This is a genomic window from Aeribacillus sp. FSL K6-2848, assembly GCF_038004325.1.
Lineage (GTDB): Bacteria > Bacillota > Bacilli > Bacillales > Aeribacillaceae > Aeribacillus > Aeribacillus composti.
The window spans coordinates 3738957-3762891 of the sequence record NZ_JBBOQQ010000001.1 but is presented as its reverse complement, the minus strand read 5'-3'; the positions used below and the strand labels follow the sequence as shown (position 1 = coordinate 3762891).

Annotated in this window: 20 protein-coding genes; 14 read left to right on the top strand and 6 right to left on the bottom strand. The window is 37.3% G+C overall.

Annotated elements, in window-relative coordinates:
- Window positions 1-511: 511 nt before the first annotated feature.
- On the bottom strand, window positions 512-1267 hold the full coding sequence (locus NSS70_RS18135; RefSeq protein WP_063387708.1) for an amino acid ABC transporter ATP-binding protein: 756 nt from the start codon (window positions 1265-1267) through the stop codon (window positions 512-514).
- A gap of 1462 nt (window positions 1268-2729) precedes the next feature.
- Between NSS70_RS18135 and isdC the strand changes: the two genes are divergently transcribed.
- The 10 genes from isdC (at window position 2730) to NSS70_RS18085 (ending at window position 12885) form a co-directional block, all read left to right on the top strand.
- Window positions 2730-3407, top strand: coding sequence for a heme uptake protein IsdC (gene isdC, locus NSS70_RS18130; RefSeq protein WP_327873237.1), 678 nt, complete (start codon window positions 2730-2732; stop codon window positions 3405-3407).
- Between the two features lie 15 nt (window positions 3408-3422).
- Window positions 3423-6197 (top strand): NEAT domain-containing protein, encoded by a 2775-nt coding sequence (locus NSS70_RS18125; RefSeq protein ID WP_340882160.1) that lies wholly within the window; start codon window positions 3423-3425, stop codon window positions 6195-6197.
- A 127-nt stretch (window positions 6198-6324) separates the two neighbouring features.
- Entirely contained in the window at window positions 6325-7206 is an 882-nt protein-coding gene (gene isdE, locus NSS70_RS18120; RefSeq protein WP_063387711.1) for a heme ABC transporter substrate-binding protein IsdE, read from the top strand.
- Between the two features lie 29 nt (window positions 7207-7235).
- On the top strand, window positions 7236-8216 hold the full coding sequence (locus tag NSS70_RS18115; RefSeq protein WP_063387712.1) for a FecCD family ABC transporter permease: 981 nt from the start codon (window positions 7236-7238) through the stop codon (window positions 8214-8216).
- Complete coding sequence (locus NSS70_RS18110; RefSeq protein WP_066250110.1) at window positions 8206-9003, top strand: ABC transporter ATP-binding protein; 798 nt, start codon at window positions 8206-8208, stop codon at window positions 9001-9003. Before NSS70_RS18115 ends, NSS70_RS18110 begins: the two co-directional genes overlap by 11 nt.
- Window positions 9000-9767, top strand: coding sequence for a class B sortase (srtB, locus tag NSS70_RS18105; protein ID WP_144598284.1), 768 nt, complete (start codon window positions 9000-9002; stop codon window positions 9765-9767). The genes NSS70_RS18110 and srtB overlap by 4 nt, the downstream gene beginning before the upstream one ends.
- A 74-nt stretch (window positions 9768-9841) precedes the next feature.
- A complete protein-coding gene (locus NSS70_RS18100) occupies window positions 9842-10789 on the top strand; it encodes an ABC transporter substrate-binding protein (protein ID WP_340882157.1) in 948 nt (315 codons plus the stop codon).
- Window positions 10786-11781 (top strand): FecCD family ABC transporter permease, encoded by a 996-nt coding sequence (locus NSS70_RS18095; RefSeq protein ID WP_063387716.1) that lies wholly within the window; start codon window positions 10786-10788, stop codon window positions 11779-11781. Before NSS70_RS18100 ends, NSS70_RS18095 begins: the two co-directional genes overlap by 4 nt.
- A complete protein-coding gene (locus NSS70_RS18090) occupies window positions 11768-12583 on the top strand; it encodes an ABC transporter ATP-binding protein (protein WP_063387717.1) in 816 nt (271 codons plus the stop codon). Before NSS70_RS18095 ends, NSS70_RS18090 begins: the two co-directional genes overlap by 14 nt.
- Window positions 12553-12885 carry an antibiotic biosynthesis monooxygenase gene (locus NSS70_RS18085; RefSeq protein ID WP_063387718.1) on the top strand — a complete coding sequence of 111 codons (333 nt, stop codon included), beginning with the start codon at window positions 12553-12555 and terminating at the stop codon, window positions 12883-12885. Before NSS70_RS18090 ends, NSS70_RS18085 begins: the two co-directional genes overlap by 31 nt.
- Before the next feature lie 414 nt (window positions 12886-13299).
- Here NSS70_RS18085 and NSS70_RS18080 read toward each other — a convergent pair whose 3' ends face one another.
- The 5 genes from NSS70_RS18080 to NSS70_RS18060 are packed head-to-tail and all read right to left on the bottom strand — an operon-like array spanning window position 13300 to window position 16636.
- Complete coding sequence (locus NSS70_RS18080) at window positions 13300-13728, bottom strand: OsmC family protein (protein ID WP_340882154.1); 429 nt, start codon at window positions 13726-13728, stop codon at window positions 13300-13302.
- 19 nt (window positions 13729-13747) lie between these two features.
- Entirely contained in the window at window positions 13748-14494 is a 747-nt protein-coding gene (locus NSS70_RS18075; protein ID WP_066250100.1) for an amino acid ABC transporter ATP-binding protein, read from the bottom strand.
- 12 nt (window positions 14495-14506) lie between these two features.
- Window positions 14507-15148 (bottom strand): amino acid ABC transporter permease, encoded by a 642-nt coding sequence (locus NSS70_RS18070; RefSeq protein ID WP_130157528.1) that lies wholly within the window; start codon window positions 15146-15148, stop codon window positions 14507-14509.
- An 18-nt stretch (window positions 15149-15166) separates the two neighbouring features.
- Entirely contained in the window at window positions 15167-15997 is an 831-nt protein-coding gene (locus tag NSS70_RS18065) for a substrate-binding periplasmic protein (RefSeq protein ID WP_063387722.1), read from the bottom strand.
- A 15-nt stretch (window positions 15998-16012) separates the two neighbouring features.
- Entirely contained in the window at window positions 16013-16636 is a 624-nt protein-coding gene (locus NSS70_RS18060) for a TetR/AcrR family transcriptional regulator (RefSeq protein WP_232515597.1), read from the bottom strand.
- 881 nt (window positions 16637-17517) lie between these two features.
- On the opposite strand from NSS70_RS18060, the gene NSS70_RS18055 reads away from it, so the two are divergent.
- From NSS70_RS18055 to cas8c, 4 genes are all read left to right on the top strand, one after another.
- Window positions 17518-18465, top strand: coding sequence for a helix-turn-helix transcriptional regulator (locus tag NSS70_RS18055; protein WP_340882152.1), 948 nt, complete (start codon window positions 17518-17520; stop codon window positions 18463-18465).
- Window positions 18466-18648: 183 nt separating this feature from the next.
- Window positions 18649-21075 (top strand): CRISPR-associated helicase Cas3', encoded by a 2427-nt coding sequence (cas3, locus tag NSS70_RS18050; RefSeq protein WP_340882150.1) that lies wholly within the window; start codon window positions 18649-18651, stop codon window positions 21073-21075.
- Between the two features lie 255 nt (window positions 21076-21330).
- Window positions 21331-22047 (top strand): type I-C CRISPR-associated protein Cas5c, encoded by a 717-nt coding sequence (cas5c, locus tag NSS70_RS18045; RefSeq protein WP_130158748.1) that lies wholly within the window; start codon window positions 21331-21333, stop codon window positions 22045-22047.
- On the top strand, window positions 22048-23934 hold the full coding sequence (gene cas8c, locus NSS70_RS18040) for a type I-C CRISPR-associated protein Cas8c/Csd1 (protein ID WP_340882148.1): 1887 nt from the start codon (window positions 22048-22050) through the stop codon (window positions 23932-23934).
- Window position 23935: the final 1 nt, after the last annotated feature.

Genomic DNA, 23935 nt, shown 5'->3' with positions numbered 1-23935 from the left:
ACATATGGATACATATTCAGCTTTGTATAATTGCCACTCGATCGAAATCTTCCTTGAAAAACTTCTTCGCATAACGGGTGAGAATTTGCATTACTGTTGGATCAATAAAGTGCTTGTACTCATGCATTTCGAAAGAATACAGCGCTGCTGAACAGTGCTATGCTGATGCTATTATTTTACCACGTTCTTGAGAAACTTGCTTTTGCTTGTCGTGTCGTTAAAATATTTGGCTGTTGTGGATATTTAATACTTTAATGGGAAACGCTGGCTCATTTCGAAGGTTCTTTATTTTACGGGAGCTTCCACGTCCTGATATGTTCATTCCGTAGGATGCCCAGTGGAAACAGCTTGAATAATGGTGCTCGTAAAGGATATTGAAGGAAATCAATCAATATTCGGCAAAAGCCCTAAACAATTCGTATTTGAATCGTGTAGGGCTAGGAATTTTAGGAGGTTTCTGTGTTTGGGCCTGTATTTACAGTGATGTGAAAGGACAGAGGCTGTTCACTTTTTAAATATAGTAAGTAAAATCCTCGGGTATTACCCGCTTTAAGAACTGTTTTGTTCTTTCTTCTTTTGGGTGTGTGAAAATTTCTTTAGGTGATCCTTCTTCTACAATGACTCCGCCATCCATAAAAATCACCCGATTGGCAACATCTTTCGCAAAAGACATTTCATGAGTTACAACCAACATTGTTGTTCCTTCTTTGGCAATTTGCTTCATAACTGTTAAAACTTCACCAACTAATTCCGGATCCAGTGCGGAAGTTGGTTCATCAAATAAAATGATGTCTGGATTTAAAGCAATCGCTCTTGCAATGCCAACCCTTTGCTGCTGCCCGCCCGATAATTCACTAGGGTAAGCATTGTATTTGTGGGACAGTCCTACTTTATCCAATGCTTTTTTTCCAATTTCATTCGCTTTTTCTTTTGGAATCTTCCTGCCAATAATGAGTCCTTCTGTTACATTTTCTAATGCTGTTTTATTATTAAACAAATTGTAATTTTGAAATACAAATGCAGTCTTTTGTCTTATTGCATGAATTTGTTTTCTAGTTGCTTTATGAAGATCAACCTGAATATCCCCAAAAATTGCCTGACCTTGATCTGCTTTTTCAAGAAAATTTATGCATCTTAGCAATGTTGTCTTTCCTGATCCGCTCGGTCCAAGAATGACGACAACATCCCCTTTATCTATTTTTAAATCAACTCCGTTTAAAACTTTGTTTTTCCCAAATGATTTATGTACATTTTTAATTTCCAGCATGTTATCCACCTCTTGCCTTCAAGCTTAAGTCTGGTAGTTTTATAAATATTCTCCAAAACTACATATCAATATAAAATTCAAAAAATTGCGACATGTTAGGCTCTTAATATTATTTCATGCAATGGCACCCTATGACTTAATGATGTGCTTTAATAAAATTGACAGTGGCTGTACAAAAATTTGAAAGTGCTGCAGCCGGCGTTTGAGGAATGAGCATTATAAATTGCATGAACATTTATTAATCCAACTGACTGTGCAGTCATAAGTTATATATGATTGCATTTGCATAAGGATAGGCTCTGTCATATGCAAGCTTTTGAATCACTATCTTTGCAGTGTCAAATGATGAACGAGAGGATGTATTGATCCACACCCTGTTAGTAGATGAGTAATGCTAAATCTGTACCTACCGCTTCGTCGTCTGCACCTTTTATCCATTCAAAAATCTGTACCATCTAATTGAGTCGTTCTAAATTTAAATCATACTATTTAGCTAGGTTTAATTTTCTATAATAATAGATCTTAATAATTTGAAAGTCAACAGTTGATTGTACAGATCGGACAAATTGATAAAAAGACATGAGAGTTACTAGTATTCTGAGCTTGTTTTGAAGTTTCATTGTAGGTGCAGCGAAAATATTATTGTTTGAAGAAATGCTCATATGTATTTTCAATACATTTTTGCCTAGTTGTAAACTCATATAGAATAGCTGGCGAATATTATTTAAAAAAATTATTCAAAAATAATTAATTCCGTTTTACACTCCATTTCGTATTCACACTTTTTAAAAAAGTTCATGTCCAATTTTTACCATTTTTGCGTCTGCTCTATATTACTTACTAAACTTATTTTTTGGAGTTCATATTGCGTTATCGATACATAAAGAAGAAAGTGCTGGTACAAACATTAAATTTTCTTAATAAAGTTTAATCAATGAAAAAGCATTTTTTAAAAATACTCCAAGTCTTCCATTTCATTTTCCCCCTTGGCCTTAACATCACACTACCTCATGTCCGAAAAAAGGGAACTGATCTAATTTGTTTCATCTCCATTTTTTTTCTATTCATTTTGTTAATCGATAGCCTATATTCACATGAATAATACACTGTCCGAATAATTTTTCAGACATAAGGCGAATCAATCATTCTGATAAATACAAATTATTTTTTTATGGATGAAATTCAATTAAACAAGATTTTTCTATTTTCTTGTATAAAGTTCGACTAAAGTCTTTTAATACGGAGTTTCCAACTAAATAAAAAACTACTAAATGAAAAATTTCTATAATTATGGAAAACTGGAAGATTCATAAAAATTTATTGACAATGATAATCGTTATTAATAAAATGACTATTGAGATTGAGAATCATTATTGATAAGTAGCCGAAAGGGGGAAAGCTATTTAATTCTGGAATATAACAATCTATTAATTACATTTTAAAGGAGGGTACGGATCAAAAAATGAAAAAAATTTTTTCAGTCGTCTTTTTACTATTTGTAGTTTTTTATGCTTCATTGCCGGCATCGGCGAATAATTCCTTGGCTGATGGAACATATACCATCAACTATAAAGTTTTAAAAGCAGATAATGATTCGGTATCCATGGCCAATGATTATTGGGAAAAGCCTGCAAAACTAATTGTGAAAAATGGCAAATACTTCGTTCAAGTAAGATTAAATCATAGTTCGTGGATTAAAGAATTTAAAGTTTCTAATGTGGATACAAAAGTGATAAGCACAGATACTTCTGCAAATAAAAGAGTTGCGCAATTTGAAGTAGATCAAGTTCCCGACATTGTAACCTCTCAAATACATGTTTATATTCCAGAAGACGAATTTCCTGGAGAGGGTGTTTATGACAGCCATTACACAATAAGACTAAAGTTTGATCAAAATAGCATTAAAGCTGTTAGCTCAGATTCTAATAGTTCAAACGAATCATCTACCTCTGCTTCTACAAAAACAAGCAATGAAAAAAGTAGTCAAAATAAAACAAACAATCAAAATGAAACAGACAAGCAGACAGAAAATAATCCGGAAACTAGTGACAGCACGTCACTTTATGTTTTCATCGGTTTATTTTTATTATCTGCAGCATTTCTAACTTTTAAATTCAAATCTAGATTTAAAGTTTCGTAGAAGGGGAGGTTTCTTGTGAAGAAAAGGATTAGAAAGTTTTTTGCCATTTTTATGGTTTTCCTGCTATTATTGCCGACCGTCAAAATACAGCCTGTTTTTGCTGAATCGGCTATAGCAGACGGAGAATACACGATTGGCTTTAGGGTCTTGAAAAACGGAACAGAAGATACCTCGACAATGGACGGCTATACCGTGAAGCCGGCCGGCTTAACAGTGCAGAACGGCAAAACATATGTATCAGTGACATTAAAAAGCAGCGAATGGATTAAAACCTTTCAAGTAGAACGAAATGGTGAATACGTCGATGCGGAGGTTGTATCGACGAATGAAGCAGAAAACACGAGAGTCGTCAAGTTTGAAGTGGATGATTTAACGAAAAAACTGAATGTTCAAACAAGAGTCGCCGTACCAGGCGTATATGATACAGTTCATACGGTTCAATTCCAATTTGATGTAAACAGCATTACACCAGTGCAGGCGGAGCAGCCGGAAGAGGGCGGGCAAGAGCCTGAAAATCCGGGTCAAGAAGATGGGGAAGAGCCGAAAGATCCAACTCCTGGAGATACTGAGCCAAATCCGCAGCCGGGAGAAGATGGCAATCAAGATGAGCAGCCTGCGGAACAGCTTCAAGACGGCGAATATACGATTGGCTTTAGGGTCTTGAAAAACGGGACAGAAGATACCTCAACAATGGACGGCTATACTGTGAAGCCAGCTGGTTTAACAGTGCAGAACGGCAAAAAATACGTCTCAGTGACGTTAAAAAGCAGCGAATGGATTAAAACCTTTCAAGTAGAACGAAACGGTGAATATGTCGATGCGGAGGTTGTATCGACGAATGAGACAGAAAATACGAGAGTCGTCAAATTTGAAGTAGATGATTTGACGAAAAAACTGAATGTTCAAACAAGAGTTGCCGTACCAGGTGTATATGATACGGTTCATACTGTTCAATTCCTGTTTGATGTAGACAGCATTACACCAGTGCAGGATGGACAGCCGGATGAAGGCGGCCAAGAGCCTGAAAATCCGGGTCAAGAAGATGGCGAGGAACCGAATGATCCAGCTCCTGGAGAAGATGGCGATCAAGATGAACAGCCTGCTGAAGAGCTTCAAGACGGAGAATACACGATTGACTTGACAGTGTTCAAAAACGGGACAGATGATATCTCATCAATGGATAACTATACAGAGAAGCCGGCCCGTTTAACAGTGCAGGACGGTAAAAAATACGTCTTATTGACGTTAAAAAGCAGTTCATTAATTAAAAGCTTTAAGGTAGAGCGAAATGGCGAATATGTCGATGCAGAGGTTGTATCGACAAATGTAGAAAAAAATACAAGAGTCGTCAAGTTTGAAGTAGACGATTTAACAAAAAAATTGAATGCTCAATTGACTGTTTCGGTTCCGAACATGTATGAAATGACGCATACCGTTCACTTCAAGTTTGATGTAGACAGCATTACACCAGTGCAGGCGGAGCAGCCGGAAGAAGGAGGCCAAGAGCCTGAAAATCCAGGACAAGAAGATGGCGAGGAACCGAATGATCCAGCTCCTGGAGATAATGAGCCAAATCCGCAGCCGGGAGAAGATGGCGATCAGGATGAACAGCCTGCTGAAGAGCTTCAAGACGGTGAATATACGATTGACTTTAAGGTCTTAAAAGACAAGACAGAAGATATCTCGATGATGGATGGCTATACTGTGAAACCGGCTCGCTTATCGGTGAAGGATGGCAAAAAATACGTCTCCGTGACGTTAAAAAACAGCGGATGGATTAAAAGCTTTCAAGTAGAGCGAAACGGTCAATATGTAGATGCGGAGGTTGTATCGACGAATGACGTAGAAGACACAAGAGTCGTCAAGTTTGAAGTGGACGATTTAACGAAAAAACTGAATGTTCAAACAAGAGTTGTTATACCGCAATATGGTTATGATGGATCTTATACGGTTCAAATCCAGTTTGATGTAGACAGCATCAAACCAGTAAAGAAGGATCAGCCGGATGAGGATGGACAAAAACCAGAAGATCCTGGGAAAGATCCGGGTACAAATAAGCCTGGAGACAATCCATCGAACAATAACAATCAAAATTCTGGAAATAACAATGGCGGACAAACAAGAAATGAGTTGGCTGACGGTCTATATACCGTGGAATTTACTGTATTAAAAAATGGTACAGAAGAACCGTCAATGGTCAATGATTATGTTGTCAGCCCGGCACTATTAACTGTAAAAAATGGACAATTAGATGTTGCGTTCACATTGCTAAAAAGCTCATGGATCACGAAATTACAAGTGGAAAGAAACGGCCAATATCAAGATGTGGAAGTGCGAAGCAAAAATGAAAAAGAAGATACAAGAGTAGTAGGTTTCCCGATCGAAGATTTATCTAAAAAAGTGAATGCTAAGATCAAGGTGGATATTCCAGATCTTCAATATCACAATACGTATGATATCCAAATTGCTTTTGATCCAGATAGTGTAAAACCATATGATGGAACAGGCGTTCCAACGAAGAATACGAATTCCACCGATCAAGATCAAAACCAAAATCAAGATCAAAATCAACAAAATAGCAATAGCGATGACGATTCACTAACCTTTAACCGAGATGCAGATCAACAGTCGACAGACGATGACGCTTCCAATAACTCAAATAATTCAACCGTGAATGCCAAAACGGCTGATCTTTCCCAAATTGGTTTGTATTTGGCATTGCTGCTAGGATCTCTTGCCATCATAGTTTGGAAGAATCGCTCAAGGCTCCTTATTCATTTGAAAAAATAACCTGACTGTTGTCTTGATGCGGACATGCGCATCAAGACAACATTTTCTTATTTAAAAAAATATGACAACGACTTTTTAGGTCGGTCGAAAGCGGGGAGGCTTTGTTTAAGTGTGTAAACAAAGAAGAATGGGATGGCTGATCCTTTTGATAATGCTGCTGGTTGTCGTCGCCGGTTGTTCTTCATCTGCTGCTGAATCAACGGAACAAAAAAAGCCGAAAAAACAGGATCATCGAGTTGTCTCATTATCTGTTGCCGTTACGGAAATTTTTGATGCGTTAGATATTGATTTAGTTGGCGTCCCCACAAGCAGCAAAAAACTGCCGGAGCGGTATAAGAATGCGAAAAGAGTGGGGTATGCTAAAAATCCTGATATGGAAGTTTTGATGTCTTTAAAACCTACTGATGTATACTCTGTTTCAACTATTCAATATGATTTAGAGCCAGTGTTTGAAAAACATAACGTTCAAGTAGATTTTTTGGATTTAACCAGTCTTCAATCAATGGAAAAGGAAATTCTTGCACTCGGAGAAAAATATGAACGACAAAAACAAGCGAAGAAGATCGTTGATAGATTCGAAAAAAAAGTAAAAGAAATCCAGAAAAAAACTCGTAACTTGGAAAAACCAAATGTTTTAATCTTACTCGGAGTTCCCGGAAGTTACTTAGTGGCAACAGAGCATTCCTATATTGGCGATCTAGTGAAATTGGCGGGTGGAAACAACGTGATTCAAGGAGAGAAAGTGGAGTATTTAGAATCTAACACAGAATATTTATATGAATCCAATCCCGATGTCATATTAAGGCTTGCTCACGGCATGCCGGAGGAAGTAGTCAAAATGTTCGATGAAGAATTTAAGAAGAACGATATATGGAAGCATTTTGATGCTGTCAAAAATGGCAGGGTGTATGATCTGGAAGAAGAATTGTTCCCGACTACCGCAACCATTCGAGCGGATGAAGCTTTAGATGAATTGGTGAAATATTTGTATCCTGAGTTTCATGAATAAGCGGACAAAAAAGAAAAGGGTGCTGATCCATGAAGAAAACGTGGCTAACTTTTGCAGTGGTGACCACAATGCTGGTTGTTGTCACTTTTTTCTCTATTGTGAACGGAAGTTTGGAAATTGGCGTTGCTGAGTTGATCAGAGGCCTTTTGTTTGGTGGAAATGAAGATGTAGAAGTCATAAAGGATATGAGATTTCCGCGGATCATTGTGTCCCTTTTTGCTGGAGCAAATTTGGCGGTATCGGGATTATTATTGCAGGCAGTCATGAGAAATCCTTTGGCGGAAGCTGGGATCATCGGGATTTCTTCAGGAGCCAATTTTGTTGCATTAACTATGATCAGCTTCTTTCCTACGTTGTTTTTTTGGATGCCGCTGTTTGCTTTTCTTGGAGGGATACTTGCCTGTTTTCTTGTCTATTCCTTTTCATGGAAATCAGGGCTCAGCCCCCTTCGATTAATTTTAGTTGGGGTGGCAGTCAATGCGGTGTTTACTGCATTATATGAATCCTTTAACTACAGAGGTTATACGACAACCAGTTCTGCGAAAGCTACTGCATCAACATTATCTCAACAAACGTGGGACGATGTTCAAACAATTGTTATATATGGTTCCATCGGTTTAATATTGTCCTTGCTCGTTTATTCTTGGTGCAACATGCTGGCTTTACAAGATAAAACGGCGCGAAATCTGGGGCTTCACGTGACAAGAGCTCGGGTTATTATATCTGCGATTGCAGTTTATTTGGCAAGCGTCACAACCGCAACTGTTGGGGTCATTGCATTTGTCGGTTTGCTAATTCCCCATATTGGACGGCTATTAGTCGGTTCAGATTATAAAATATTAACACCATTCTCCATTTTATCAGGAGCTTTGCTTATTTTAACGGCCGACACAATCGGAAGGGTGTTTTTAGCGCCGACGGAACTTCCTGCATCCATTATTATGTCATTAATCGGCGGTCCCTTTTTGATTATATTGATTAGAAGGAGTGATCGCATCTATGGAGGTTAAAAATGTTTCATTTTCATATAATCAAAAAGAGGATCAGTTAAAATCAATTAACCTTGCTGTTGAACCTGGTAAAATTACGACGATTATCGGTCCGAATGGATGCGGAAAGTCCACATTATTAGAAGTTATGTCTAGCCACAATGCACCGCAAAAAGGCCAGATTATTTTGGATGGAAAATTGATTCAACAATATAAGCCGAAGGAATTGGCGAAGAAACTATCGGTTGTTCATCAAAAAAATGAAATTCCTTTTGATATCAATGTCGAAAACTTGGTGAGCTACGGCCGCATGCCGTATAAAAGATTTTTTCATCATCATAACTCAGAAGAGGATGAAGAAGTGATTGATTGGGCGCTTTCCATTACCAATTTGCAATCAAAACGAAAAGAAAAAGTAGAACAGCTGTCAGGGGGAGAAAGACAGCGAGTTTGGATAGCGATGGCATTGGCGCAAAAAACCCCTATTTTGTTTTTGGATGAACCGACAACATATTTGGATGTTTATTATCAATTCGAAATTTTAGAGCTCATCAAGAAGTTAAACAGGGAGTATAACATTACGATTGTGATGGTGCTGCATGATATGAATCAAGCTATTCGTTATAGTGATTGGATTATTGTGATGAAAAACGGCGAAATTGTGACGGAAGGTTCTCCAAAAGAAGTGATCACGGAAGGAATGATTGAAAGCATTTATGGGGTAAGAGCCATAGTCAATCATAATGATCAAAGCGGATTTTATGTTGTGCCAATGGGAGTTGCAAGAAGGAATGACAATGAGACATGAATGATCGGGGATTGAGAAAGATCATTGGGAAACTCGTTAGCATTGTTTGCATTGGGATTTTGTTTTTTTCAGCGTATCAAATTATAAGTATCCTTTACGATTACTATACAAACCGGCAAGTTTTAGCTGAAATTCAAGAGGTTTATCAAGAAAATCGTACCGAGAGAACTTCTCACGAAGGCAAGGACTTTGAAAGAATTCGTTCGTCTTTTATTGAATTGCAGCGCATTAACCAAGATATTGTTGGTTGGATTGAAATTCCCGACACATACATTTCGTATCCGATTCTTCAAGCGGAAAACAATGAGTTTTATTTAACAAGAAATTATAAAAAAGAGAAATCGAGGGCTGGAAGCATTTTTATGGATTATCGAAATGATGTGAAAGGCCTAAATCAAAATGTTATCCTTTACGGACATCGTATGAAAGATGACACGATGTTTGGACAATTAGATAAATATCTGGATGAATCGTTTTTCCAGCATCACCGCACCATTTATTTTGATACGTTATATGAAAGCTACGATGCTGAAATCTTTTCAGTATATAAAACGACTACAGATTTTTATTATATCGATACTGAATTTTCCTCTGATGACGAATTTTTATCATTTGTCAATCAGTTAAAAAATCGTTCCATTTATAAGACCGATATTGATATCGAACCGAATGATCAAATTTTAACTTTATCTACTTGTGATTACACGTTTCCTGGAGGAGAAGGGAGACTTGTCATACATGCAAAATTAAAGAAGAACAAGTAAATGGTTGAAAATTTTGAAAATAACAATTGACAATGATAATCATTTTTAATTAAAATGATAAAGGAGGGATACTTTTGAAAACAAAACTTTTCCAATTCACCCTCACGTTTTTCTTATTGCTCTTATTTACCGGATGCGGGGTAAAAGGAACTGAATCAACAGGAGGGACAAAAGTAACAGAAAGCAAAGTGAAAGTGACCGATGCATCAGGTCGTGAAGTTGCTTTTGACACTCATCCGAAAAAATTTGCTTCATTAACGATCGGTGATATGGATATCATTCATCAATTAGGAGGGGAAATTGTCGGCAGGCCTAGTACGAAGGTAGAGATACCGGAAGAATTAGTAAAAGTAGAAGAAATCGGAAATACACACCAGCCGAATATAGAGAAGATCGTAAGTTTGAAGCCAGATGTGTTAATTGCCAATGTTGGTTTTGATAAAAACATCCCCGCATTGGAGAATCAAGGAATACAAACTATCATGACGGAAGCGAATTCCATTGAAGATATAAAGAAAAACATCGAAACATATGGAACTCTTCTCGGTAAAGAATCGAAAGCTCAAGAGTTGATTAAACAAATCGAGCAAGTCGTTGAGAAGCAAACGGAAGCTTCCGAAGCTCAAGCATTGCTTGTTTATGGAGCACCTGGATCATTTTTAGCAGCTCTCCCAACGTCATTGGCAGGAGATATTTTAGAAAAATCGGGTGGAATCAATGTAGCATCGAACTTTCCAAAGTTAAAAGAATATCCGCAATACGCTCAATTAGCGGTAGAACGTGTGGTGGAAGCTGATCCAGATATCATTTACTTAATCACACACGGTGATCCTAGCGGGGTAGAAAAAGCTTTTAAACAAGAAATGGAAAAAAATGCAGCTTGGAAAAACTTGGATGCGGTAAAAAAAGGAAACATTGTGGTGTTGCCATCGAATTTGTTTGGCACTAATCCGGGGACAAAGATCACAGAAGCAGTGGAATATATGCGTCAAAGCTTGAAAGATATAGGAAAGGATTCATGATGAATCGAAAGAAACGAATATGGCTTATCATCATTCTGATCATCTTATTGTTTCTAAGCGTATTCTATAGCCTGACAGCAGGCAGTATCTCTATTTCATTTAAGGAATTTTTTGCGGATATGGGCGATAAGGAATCGTTAGTGTACCGTGTTGTTTGGGATTTGCGGCTCCCAAGGATTCTCGTTGGGCTGCTTGTCGGCATGTGTTTAGCGGTTTCGGGTGCGATTTTACAAGGTGTAATGAAAAACCCGCTTGCGGATCCCGGTATTATTGGCGTGACGTCTGGGGCAGGACTAGCAGCGACGGTGATCATGGTGCTGTATCCCGATCAACTGCACATTTTGCCTTTAGCAGCCTTTCTTGGCGCTTTTCTTACGGCAATGCTCATTTATTTGCTAGCTTGGCAAGATGGAACTTCCATTGTTCGAATTATGCTGGTCGGGATTTCAATCAACGCCTTTTTAGGTGCGATCATGTCATGTATTATGATTTTACATAGCGACAAAGTTCAAGCGGTTCTGCCGTGGCTAAATGGCGGGATTAGCGGCGTAAGCTGGGTGCATGTAGAGATGATTGTTTATTATGCCATTTTTGCACTGGCATTAGCATTTTTTTCCATCAAACATATCCGCATGCTGATGCTGGGGGATGAGGTAGCCACTTTATTAGGCCATCAAGTGGAAAGAAGCAGATTTTTCTTAATTTTTGTCAGTGCTCTTTTAGCTGGAATAGCCGTCAGTGTGGCCGGACTGGTAGGATTTGTAGGTCTTATCGTTCCGCATATCATTCGATTGCTCATCGGAAACGATTATCGTTATTTGCTGCCATTATCCTGTGTAGGCGGCGGCATACTCGTTGTGTTCGCAGATGCTGCGGCAAGAAGCTGGTTTGATCCTATTGAACTGCCGGTAGGGATCCTGCTGTCTTTTCTAGGTGGTCCGTTTTTCCTATATTTGGTCTTTAAAGGGGGAGTGAAGCATGCTCACCGTTAAAGATCTGACTTACCACCATTCCAAACGATTCGGCATCAACGAAATGAATCTGGAATTGCCAAAGGGTGAAGTGATTAGTATTATCGGGCCTAATGGATCAGGAAAATCCACCTTGCTGCGGCTCATCGCTGCCTTATTACAGCCCCAAAATGGCGAGATCATTCTCAATGGAAAAAATATCGTTTCTGCGAATCGAAAAGATATTGCAAAACAATTAACTATGCTGCCGCAAACACATGATGTTACGCTCGATTTTACCGTACGTGAATTAGTAGAGTTCGGCAGGAACCCTTATAAACGCAAATTTGCCCCATTCAGTCATGAAGATAAAGAAATCGTTGATTGGGCGTTAGATCTTGCCAATGTGAAACAATATGAACATCAACACTTGTCTTCCTTATCAGGAGGCGAGAGGCAAAGAGCGTGGATTGCGATGGTTCTTGCCCAGAGTACTGAATATTTATTATTGGATGAACCGACCACGTTTTTAGATATTGTACATCAATTGGAAATTTTGGAGGTTGTCCAAACGATCAATCAACAGTATAACAGGACGGTCATCATGATTCTTCACGATCTGAATCAAGCCGCACAGTATAGTGACCGCTTAATCGTGATGAAAGACGGGACGATTTATCAACAAGGCAGTCCAGAGGAAGTATTTTCGGAAAAAATGTTTGAAGAGGTATTTGGTATTTCTGTCTCCATCCATGATATGGATGGAAAACCAATGTTTATTCCAAAACGATTCAAAAGAAAGGGGAAAAAAGAATGTACATCGTTACCAATTCCATTCGCGTGAAAAAAGGATATTCCGGAAAGTTAGTGGAGCGTTTTAAAATTAGAAAGGGAATTGAGAAATTTCCTGGGTTCATTCGTTTAGATCTCTTAGTAACGGACGGATTAAAAGATTATGACGAAGTTCGTGTATACACAACATGGGAGAACAAAGAAAGCTTCGAAGGCTGGTTCCACAGCGATGTGTTCCAAAAAGCGCATGAAAATCGAAAACAACATGATTATGTTATTGGAAATCAAGTGTCCTTCCATGAGCTAGCATATTCCTATGTAAAAGAAGATGAGCGTGCTGTCGAAAATTTATAAATAAAAATGGCAGAACGATTTTTGTGAAGTAGGTTACAAAAATTGATTGGAAAAAGAATAGATATCCGAATTGCGGCCTTTTCCAAATGAATTGCGGGAAAAGGTCGTTTATTTTTTTCAGCAAAAACAAAAAATGTGGCACGGGGCTGTCCAGAAAGTCAAATACCAAAAATCATTAACATCGATATTTCATAAAAGGGGGGCCGTCAATAAGCCGAAAAAACGACTTATTAGACAGCCCCAATCAAGAAAATAGTTAGTTAAAACCGCAAACACTCCGGCTTGGACAGCGGAACAGCTGTTAGAAACAAGAAAATAGGTAGTTAAAGGCAGTTGCTAAAACAAAATTTGTATAAAAAATGATTGCAAAAGATTTTTCAATATCCTTTGTAATCAAAACTTTACTTCGTTTTTTCACTCTTTTTCAGCAGGAATTTCTTTGCCGTTCAATATTAGTTTGAACGTAACGTCGCCCTTTAAAGATGCGGAAACCGCACAATATTTTTGTTTGCCTAATTGGATGGCGCGCCAAACTTTTTTCGGCGTTATATCCCCATTTACTGTAAATGTGATGGTATAAGCGGTGAAAGAAGAGGGCAATTCTTCGCGACGCGTGCCGTCGACTGTAATATCAATTGCCTCAATATGATCTAATTCATGTCTTAAAATCATCGTTACATCAATTCCAATGCAGCCGGCAAGAGCCGCTAGGAGCATTTCTGTTGGGGTTGCGGCACTTCCTTCTCCACCGTAGTTTTCCATGGCATCCATTGCCATTTTGTATCCGGATGGACCGACTGCTTCAAAAGCACGGCCGCCCTGCCATGTTGCTTTAATTTGCATATTGTTCAATTCCTCTCTTTTAAAACTCTGTAACTTGTTGCAAAAATTTTTGTGCCCGCGCTGTTTGCGGATGTTCAAAAAATGCTGCTGGCTTCGCATCTTCTACGATAACGCCGTCTGCCATAAATAAAATGCGGTCAGCGGCACTCCGGGCAAATTTCATCTCATGCGTTACAATAATCATCGTCATGCCGTCTTCTGCTAATTCTTTCATTACTTTTAATACTTCTCCTACAAGCTCCGGATCAAGTGCAGAAGTCGGTTCATCGAATAGCATCAACTTCGGTTCCATCGCAAGAGCTCTTGCGATCGCTACACGCTGTTGCTGCCCGCCTGACAGCTGAGACGGATAAGCATCTTCTTTTGCTGCAAGCCCGACTTTTTCTAACAAATTGGCTGCGATGCTGTATGCTTTTTCCTTCGGCATTTTTTTCACTACTAATAAAGCTTCCATTACATTTTGGACGGCCGTTTTATGCGGGTATAAATTAAATTGTTGAAACACCATCCCTGTTTTTCGACGAATGGCATAAATTTCTTTTTGTTGTGCTTTTTTTGAAGCATTTGCATCAATCACGTGACCGTCGACTGTAATGGTGCCGCCTGTAATTGTTTCAAGTCCGTTGATGCATCTTAAAAACGTACTTTTTCCTGAACCGCTTGGACCAATGACTGCCACTACTTGATGGGCTGGAATGGATAATGAAATATTTTTTAATATTTCATGCTGTCCAAAATTTTTCTGTAAATTTTTAATCTCTATCATGCTGTCACCACCTTAATAAACAGACAGCCGTTTTTCGATTTTATTTAATAAAAATGTAAAGAATGTACTCATAATCCAATACATCGCTGCAATAGCTGCATAAAACGGCATGTAAACATAATATTGCGCCACTAATAATTGAGCAGAGCGCATTAATTCTGTGACCGCAATAACGGATACGAGCGATGTTTCTTTTAACATTCCGACAAATGTATTGCCAAGTGGGGGGATAGCGTAGCGAATCGCTTGAGGGATGATAATTCGGCGCATCGCCTGGCGTTCCGTCATACCAGTTGCGAGCGCTGCTTCTGTTTGCCCTTTTGGTATGGATTGAATCGCACCGCGAAACGCTTCTGAAACATAAGCGCCGATGTTAATACTTAGTGCAATATACGCAGCAGTTAATGGGCCTAATTCAATCCCATAATCAACTAAGCCATAATAAACGATGACGATTTGCACCAATGCCGGTGTCCCCCGAATAATGGACACATAGGCTCTTGCTATACCACGCAGAATGCGATTGCCCTTAAGCCGGGCAATCGCAATGATTAAACCAATGATTAAACCGAAGAACATGGAAACTACAGTAATGAGTAATGTATAATATGCCCCTTTTAACAAAAATGGCAAGTTTTCAATGACTAAGTCCATTTTGGCAACCTACTTTCATCATTCTTCGGTCGGCTCTTCGTCAAACCATTTTACATAAATTTCTTTATATGTTCCGTCTTCTTTCATTTCTTTCAATGCTTTATTTAAAGCATCCACCAATTCTTTATTGCCTTTTTTCACAGCAACGCCAGCTTGGTCCTCCTTAATTGGATCGCCGACGGCTTTAATTTTATAGCCGTTTTCTTCAATGACTGGTTTTAATGCATAGACATTGTTGATCGTTGCATCAATTCTGCCAGCATCCAAGTCTTTTAATGTTGTAATCACGTCATCATATGTGTTGATTTTAAAATCGCCCACTTTTGGCAATAATTCATTTCGCAAATATGCTTCATCATTCGTACCAAGTCCAACTCCGATTGTTTTTCCTTTAAAATCATTAACAGATTTGATGTCATTATTGTCTTCCCGAACGATCACTTTGACTTTATTTGTAATATATGGTTCTGTAAAATCGATTTGTTTTTTCCGTTCATCTGTGATTGTCACTTGGCTTACTAAAATATCAAATTTACCTTTTTGAAGCCCAGGAATTAAACCAGAAAATTCTTGTGCAACAAAATTTGCTTTAACTCCTAGACGTTTTGCCAATTCTTTCGCAATGTCAACGTCAAAGCCGTCGTATTCTTTGTTTTCATTCATAAAATTATAAGGTGCATAAGTACCCATAATGCCGACAGTGATTTCGCCTTTATCTTTGATTTCCTGTAATGCGTTTTTCTCTTGATCTTGAGTTTGTTTTTCTTTTTGATCATTGTTATTGCCGCATGCTGAAAGTATTAGAGCTGCTATTGCAATGAGTGAAATGAACCATCTTATTTTTTTCATGTTTATCCTCCTTCATTAGACACCAAAGATTCCAAAAAATTCAAAGTGTACAGTTTCTTCAATGAGCTGTTGAAGTGTTTTTTGCTGTAATGCATCTTTTGATGATGGCGATTGAAATAGCCATCTGGCTAAAACTCCTTCCAGGAGGCTCATGATGAATACTGCCAGTAATTTTGGATCTACTTCACGCGAGATCATTTTCAGTTCTTTGGCCTGTGCAATATTTTCCGCAAAAGCTGTTTCCATGTCTGCTTTAATCTCTTCCACTTTTTCTTGTATCTTTGGCTGAGAATGAATGCCTTTTAGCAATATGTTCATGAAATACTTATTGTTTTCAGCGAAATGAAAAATACGTTCAAACATTTGTGTCGTGGAAGCAACGGAATCTTGCAAGTCCACTTTTTTTGTGCGGTACCCTAGTTTGATTGCATCTAAAAGTTGGGCACGACCTATTTCCAGCATCTCAAGCGCGATCGCTTCTTTGCTTTTAAAATACCAATAAAATGTCCCTTGGGACACATTGCCTTTTGCGACGATATCTGAGACTTTCGTTTTTTCATAGCCAACTGTCGCAAATAATTCTAATGCAATTTGCAATAATTGCTGTTTTCTTTCCTGTCTTCGAGCTTCTGCCTGCACTATACCCCCCCTGACTGACTAATTAGTCAATTAAATCCTATAAGATTACTATAAATTAGTCAACACTTTTGCTTCATTTTTTTAAAAAGCATGCTGCAAATTTAGAAATGGTTCGGCTGAAAAGAATAACAGAGCGAATCACCGTTATTTTATGGAAATCTGCATTACGTTATTCGTCCCGCTTTCACACACAGTCCTCTGTGTTCGTTCATGAACAGAGCAAGAGAAGAAATCAAAGAAACAATGCTTTTCATGTGGTAAAAATGAATCTGCCGATGTCTGCAGCTGTTTTGCTGTTAACGAGATCAACTATCAACGTTTTCTTCATTATTTTCAACTGTATATCCCAGCAATTGATTTAGCTGACTTAGGAAATCAGTGAAAAAGGAGATAAAGATGGATTCATTGTGACTTTGACCCTTTAGGATTTTATTAGCCAAAAACAATGACGCCGTTTGCGAGCACTGCTCCTTCTGCAAAGAGCCTTGCTTTTATGCGAGAAAAAAGAGCAGGAATGAGGATAAAATTTTGACACGTAATCAAGTTGTCTTGCATTTAGTTGTGGATAAAGCCAATTCACCTATATTTTCAAAATGATCCTATCTTCTTTAAGTTTTCCTTCAAAAATATCTTCCTCAATTTCTGCTCGACGGTTTTTTATGAAATGTCCTTGCCTTTGTTCACCTAACGTGTGCTAAAGATACCTTTACTATGAAAAGCCGATGGCAAGAGCATCTTCTGTGGTTGAAGCGATCACACTCTGTTCTAATAGACCTAATTTCAAAAGTTTTATAAATTTTCCATACAGATTATCTATAGGATTAATTTACTATGGTAAAATATTACACGTAAATGTTATTAGGTATTTTGGAGGTATCATTATGTCGAAAATTGTCAATGCTTTTCGAATGCTTCTTTTATTGAAATCACGAGGACGAATGCAAATTAAAGAATTAGCAGAAGAACTTGAATTAAGTGAAAGGGTTATTCGAGTTTATCGAGATCAATTAGAAATGGCTGGATTCCATATTCAGACAGCTAGAGGAAGATATGGAGGTTATGTTCTGCCGAAAAGCAATATTTTTGAATACTTGTCGCTTTCACCAAAAGAATTAGAAGCGTTAGTAAAGGCAAGTGAATATTTAAAAAATCATCCTACCTTTTTGCAATTCGATGATTTTGAAAGTGCCGTCATGAAGATTCAAAGTATTTCCAAACAGCAGATTCAGTCTTCGTCTGAATGGCAGCCAATTATTTTAGAGGAAAAAGCAAATGTCGATTGGAATCATGAAAAAGATAAGTATGAACAATTAAATTTTGCAATCGCGGCTCGCAGAAAAGTGAAGATTGTTTATGAGGCTTTAAATTCAGACCGCACTGAACGCATCATTCATCCTTACAAACTGATTCCGTATAAAAAATTTTGGTATTGCATTGCTTATTGTGAGCTGAGAAATGATTATCGTGATTTTAAATTAACTAGAATTCAAGATTATCAAATATATGAAGAAAGGTTTCAGCGTGATGAATCATTTCGGCTCGAAGACTATATAGGTAAAACGAGTATTTATGCTGATACCTATTTTGTTGAATTGCATGTAAAACCACCATTTTCCAAGATTTTAAGTGAAAAGATCTATTCAGAGGATCAAGAAATTGAGCAACAACAAGATGGATCCATCATTTTTCGGGCGACGATGTCCGGGTTGCCGGAATTAACTAGTTTTGTATTAAGTATGGGATCTGCAGTTCAGGTGCTCGGTCCTAGTGAACTTCGCCAAAGCGTCGAGGAAGAAGTAGAAAAAATGTCAAAAAATTTTTTAAACTGACATATTAAGTTCCGGAATAGATGATAGGATGATGATAGAAAAGCTTGGAGGGAAAAGAAATGAGACTTCGATGCCAATTTGAGGTTGAAAGGCTACCCGTTGCCTTATCGAATATTAATATGAAATTTTAGTGTATCTAGAGTAGGTGCAAATATTTAAAAATATCGCAGGGAGCGGGATTAAATGAAGTTTATTGCCCATATACGCGAAAGTGATAATAAAATACAAACTGTTAAAGATCATTTGTTAGAAGTAAGAGATTTAGCTGAATCCTATGGGGAAAAGCTAGGTGTAAAACATTTAACTGGTCTTGCGGGTGTGCTTCATGATCTTGGAAAATGCACAAATGAATTTAGAGAATACATATTAGAAGCAGTAAATAATCCTGATGCACCGCCTAGAAGAGGAAGTGTTGACCATTCAACTGCAGGTGGGAAACTTCTCTATGAGATTTTTCATACAAGCGAGAAGTTAGATCCTCATAAAGGTCTCTTAGCAGAAGTGGTGGGAAATGCGATAATTTCTCATCACTCGTATCTTCAAGATTTTTTAAATCCAGATTTAGAATCAAATTACTTAAAAAGAGTCCGTGATAAAGAATTGCCTGAATTTGATAGGATAAAGCAATATTTTTTTAAATATGTTATGAATGAGAGAGATTTTCATAATTATGTTGACAAAGCAGCTGAAGAGTTAAAACAATTTTTAGCAAAAGAGTCATCAGGAAATTATGAAAAGCAACTAATGTTTTTAACCAAATTTGTATTTAGTGCTTTAATTGATGCTGATAGAACGAATACAAGATTATTTGAAGAAAATAAAACCAATGACCCTATAAACAATCATGAAGAGTTATTTGATATATACTACGAAAGGCTCATGAGAAAAATCAATTCATATAGTAAACAAAAGGATGCCTGTACAACTATTAATCTTCTAAGAAAAGAAATGTCTGATCAGTGTGATAAATTTGCTGAGAGAGCATCAGGAATATATACGTTATCTATCCCAACTGGTGGAGGGAAAACATTAGCAAGTTTAAGATATGCTCTTAAACACGCGAAACTTTATAACAAAAAACACATCATTTTTGTAGTCCCCTATACAACTATTATTGAACAAAACGCAGAAGAAGTTAGAAAAATATTAAAAGATGATGCCAATATATTAGAGCATCATTCAAACGTTATTGAAGATATAGATGATGATGAAAATCAAGATGGCTTGATTAGTGTGCAACAAAAATTAAAATTAGCCAAAGATAATTGGGATTCACCAATTATTTTTACAACGATTGTACAATTTTTGAACGTTTTTTACGCAAATGGGAGTAGAAATATTAGGAGGCTACATAATTTAAGTCATTCAGTGATTATTTTTGATGAAGTGCAAAAAGTTCCTATTTCATGTGTATCTCTATTTAATCAGGCACTAAACTTTTTAAAAACTTATGGTTGCTCCAGCATCGTGCTTTGCACTGCAACTCAACCAGCATTAGACTTCGTTGAGCATAAATTAGAAATAAATACGGATGCGGAAATGGTCAAAAACCTAAATTATGTAATTAATGCATTTAAACGGGTGGAAATCATTGATAAAGCAACAAATGAAACATTTAATAATGAAAAACTATCCAATTTTATTGAGGCAAAAATAAGAGAAGTACAAAGTGTGTTAGTTATTTTAAATACGAAATCAGTTGTGAAAGATCTGTATACTCAATTGAAAATGAAGAAGATAAATTTACCAATTTATCATTTGAGTACATCAATGTGTGCTGCTCATCGTAATAAAATTTTAGGTGAAATAAAAGATCATCTGAAAGAGGGTAATAAAGTAATTTGTGTAAGCACCCAACTGATTGAAGCGGGGGTAGATGTTAGTTTCGATTGTGTGATTCGCTCATTAGCAGGATTAGATTCCATTGCACAAGCTGCAGGCAGATGCAATCGGCACGGTGAAAAGGACATACAAAATGTTTATGTTATAGACCATGAAGAAGAAAAGTTAAATCGTTTAAAAGAAATAGCTGTTGGAAAAGAAGTTGCGAAAAGAATTTTGATTGATATAAGCCGCGATCAGGCCAATCATGGTGGCAGCATCTTGTCTATGCAAGCGATGGAAAGATATTTTAAAGAGTATTATACGGAATTCAAGCAGAGTTTGAATTATTTTATACCGAAATTGAAAAAAGAAATGGTAGAGCTATTGATAGCCAATAGAAGAAAAAGCTCCTATAGCCAAGCATATTTTCAAAAAAATGGTGCGCTTCCTCCGTTATTTTTAGTAAATAGCTATAAAACAGCGGCTGAACATTTCCGAGTGATTGACGACATGACTACTTCCGTAATTGTTCCGTATGGTGATGGTAAAGAAATTATCGCTGAATTCAATAGCAATAAAAGCATTTATGAATTTTCCCAGCTTTTGCGAAAGGCTCAGCAATATACGATCAACATCTTCGATTATGAACGCGAACAATTAATCAAAAATGATGGGTTAGTGCGTTATTTAGACGGCAAAGTCCTAGCCTTAAAAGAGGGAGCATATGATAAGGAATTCGGCCTCAACCTTGAAAATGACAGCCATTTGGATGTAAGTATATTTTAAAAGATGCTTACTTAAGAGGGGTCTGGGGTCTTAAATAAAATAAAGTACAATCAAAAGGGTGCCAATTACTTTTGGTGCACCCTCTTTCAAATAATATAATATATTTTTCAATCCACGCTTTTAAAAGCGACAATTTATTATACCATAATCAAGATTCAAATATTATATTTCATATAATATATTATTTAAGTTGAATATTTTCTGAAAAAAGATTATTATTAAATTATTAAAAAATTCAAAAAGGAGGTGTCTGTATTGAGAAACGCTATTGAATTTGAAGTTTATGGTGATTACGCCTTATTCACGGATCCTTTGACAAAAATGGGAGGTGAAAAGCTGTCCTATCAAGTGCCAACCTACCAGGCGTTGAAAGGAATTGTCGAGTCGATTTATTGGAAGCCCACCATACTTTTTATCATTGATGAGGTTCGAGTGATGAATCCGATTCGAATGGAATCCAAAGGCATTCGGCCAATTGAATATGGCGGGGGAAATACACTGGCTCATTATACGTATTTAAAAGACGTAAGATATCAAGTGCGTGCACATTTTGTTTTTAATCCGCACCGTCCTGATCTTGCTTTTGATCGCAACGAACATAAGCATCACAACATACTAAAACGTTCACTGAAAGCTGGAGGACGAAGAGATATCTTTTTAGGCACTAGAGAATGTCAAGGGTATGTTGAACCGTGTGTATTTGGTGAAGGTGAAGGATTTTATGACGATTATGGCGATATTCATCTAGGTACCATGGTTCATGGGATTAATTACCCAGATGAAACCGGTAGAAACGAAATGGAAGTACGTCTATGGAATCCAGTTATGAAGAATGGCATTATTCAGTTTATTAGGCCAGATCAATGTACACATGTTCGAAAAATCAAAAAAATGGATCCGAAGCATTTCGATAAAACAAATATTGAATCTGCTGATGAACTGTTAAATCAATTAGGAGGGGGAGGTGAATAAATGAGCTGGTTATTAAATTTATATGAGACATATGAATCCAATTTAGATCGTGTAGGTGTAATGGAAAAAAAGCATAATGAACAAGAGTATACTTTGTTGCCGATTTCTCATACGACTCAAACCGCGCATATTACAGTGAATATCACAGAAGACGGGCAATTCCATTCGGCAACAGTCATTAAAGAGGTGACTGTCATCCCTTGCACAGAAGATGCCGCGAACCGGACTAGTACGAAAATAGCCCCTTATCCGCTTCACGATAAATTAAGTTATGTAGCAGGCGATTTTGTTACATATGGTGGAAAAATAAAAAAAGAAGAACCTTTTAGCTATTATATTCAACAGTTGAAAGATTGGGCAGAATCACCCTATGCAACAAAAAAACTAAAAAGTATTTATAGCTATTTAAGTAAGAAACGATTAATTAAAGATTTAGTGGATGAAAAAATTTTGTACTTAGATGCTGAGGGTTATTTAATAGATAAATGGGATAAAAAATACGAATCTTTGTATGGTAGTAAACCACCCATATTTTCAGTAATAAATGGCGGTATAGAGAGTGCCTTTATTCGATTTAATGTTTATTCGCCTAATAAAATACTAACAAAGGTTTGGGAAGACCCTGAAATGTATGAATCTTTTATTTTATTTTATAAAGATTTGTTAAGTGATGAGGATCTATGTTATGTAACGGGAAAAAGGCTGCCAAGCACTGACAAACACGCAAACAAAATTAGAAATGCTGGCGATAAAGCGAAACTAATTTCTGCCAATGATACGAGTGGTTTTACGTTCAGGGGACGTTTCCATGAAAGTAATGAAGTGGCCAGCATTAGTTATGATGTTTCCCAGAAGGCGCATAATGCATTGAAATGGCTGATTAACAGGCAGGGAAAAATCATTGACCAACGCGTGTTTCTTGTATGGGGAAATGATGAAATTAATCTTCCAGATCCGACAGAAGATACTTTTGCTATCCATCCCATGCCATTAGAAAAAAAAGAAAGAAAATCGTTTACGAATCAGGAATTTGCCAATGAAGTAGCCAAAGCTTTGGAGGGGTATAAAGCGAATCTGACAACAAAGTCCGAGGTGAATATTTTAATCCTTGATTCTGCTACCCCGGGGCGTCTTGCGGTGCTTTATTATCGAAATATGGATAGAAAACTGTATTTGGATAGACTGATTAAATGGCATTCGACTTGTGTGTGGCTCCATCGTTATCGAAAAGATGAACAAAAGAAAACGGTTCAATTTTACGGGGCTCCCGCGACTAAAGATATCGCGTTTGCTGCTTACGGGCCGACAGCAAATGATAAAGTGGTGAAAGGGCTGATGGAGCGCATCTTTCCTTGCATTGTCGATGATAAAAAAATTCCTCTGGACATTATAAGAAGCGCTTTTTATCGCGCTTCAAATCCAGTGGCAATGGAAAACTGGGAATGGGAAAAAACGTTAAGTATTGCCTGCGCTTTAATTAATAAACAGGAGGGATTAAATGTGGCGCTAGATACAGAAAATAACGACCGCGATTATTTATTTGGCCGTTTATTAGCAATTGCGGATGTGTTGGAAAGACGCGCTTTAGATTCTGATGAAACGCGAGCTACTAACGCCATCAGATATATGAACGCTTTTTCCAAACACCCCGCAAGAACATGGAAGATCATTCAGGAAAGTATTCAACCTTATCAAATGAGGCTCGGGACAAGAGGGCTATATTTGTCCAAACTAATTGATGAAGTGGCTTCTAGAATGAAATTTGAAGATTTTAATAACAAACCGTTATCTGGTAAATACCTATTAGGTTTTTATAGCCAACGACATGCATTATATCAAAAATCAGAAAAAAATACTGAACCATCTAATGAAGTAGGAGGAATGTAAT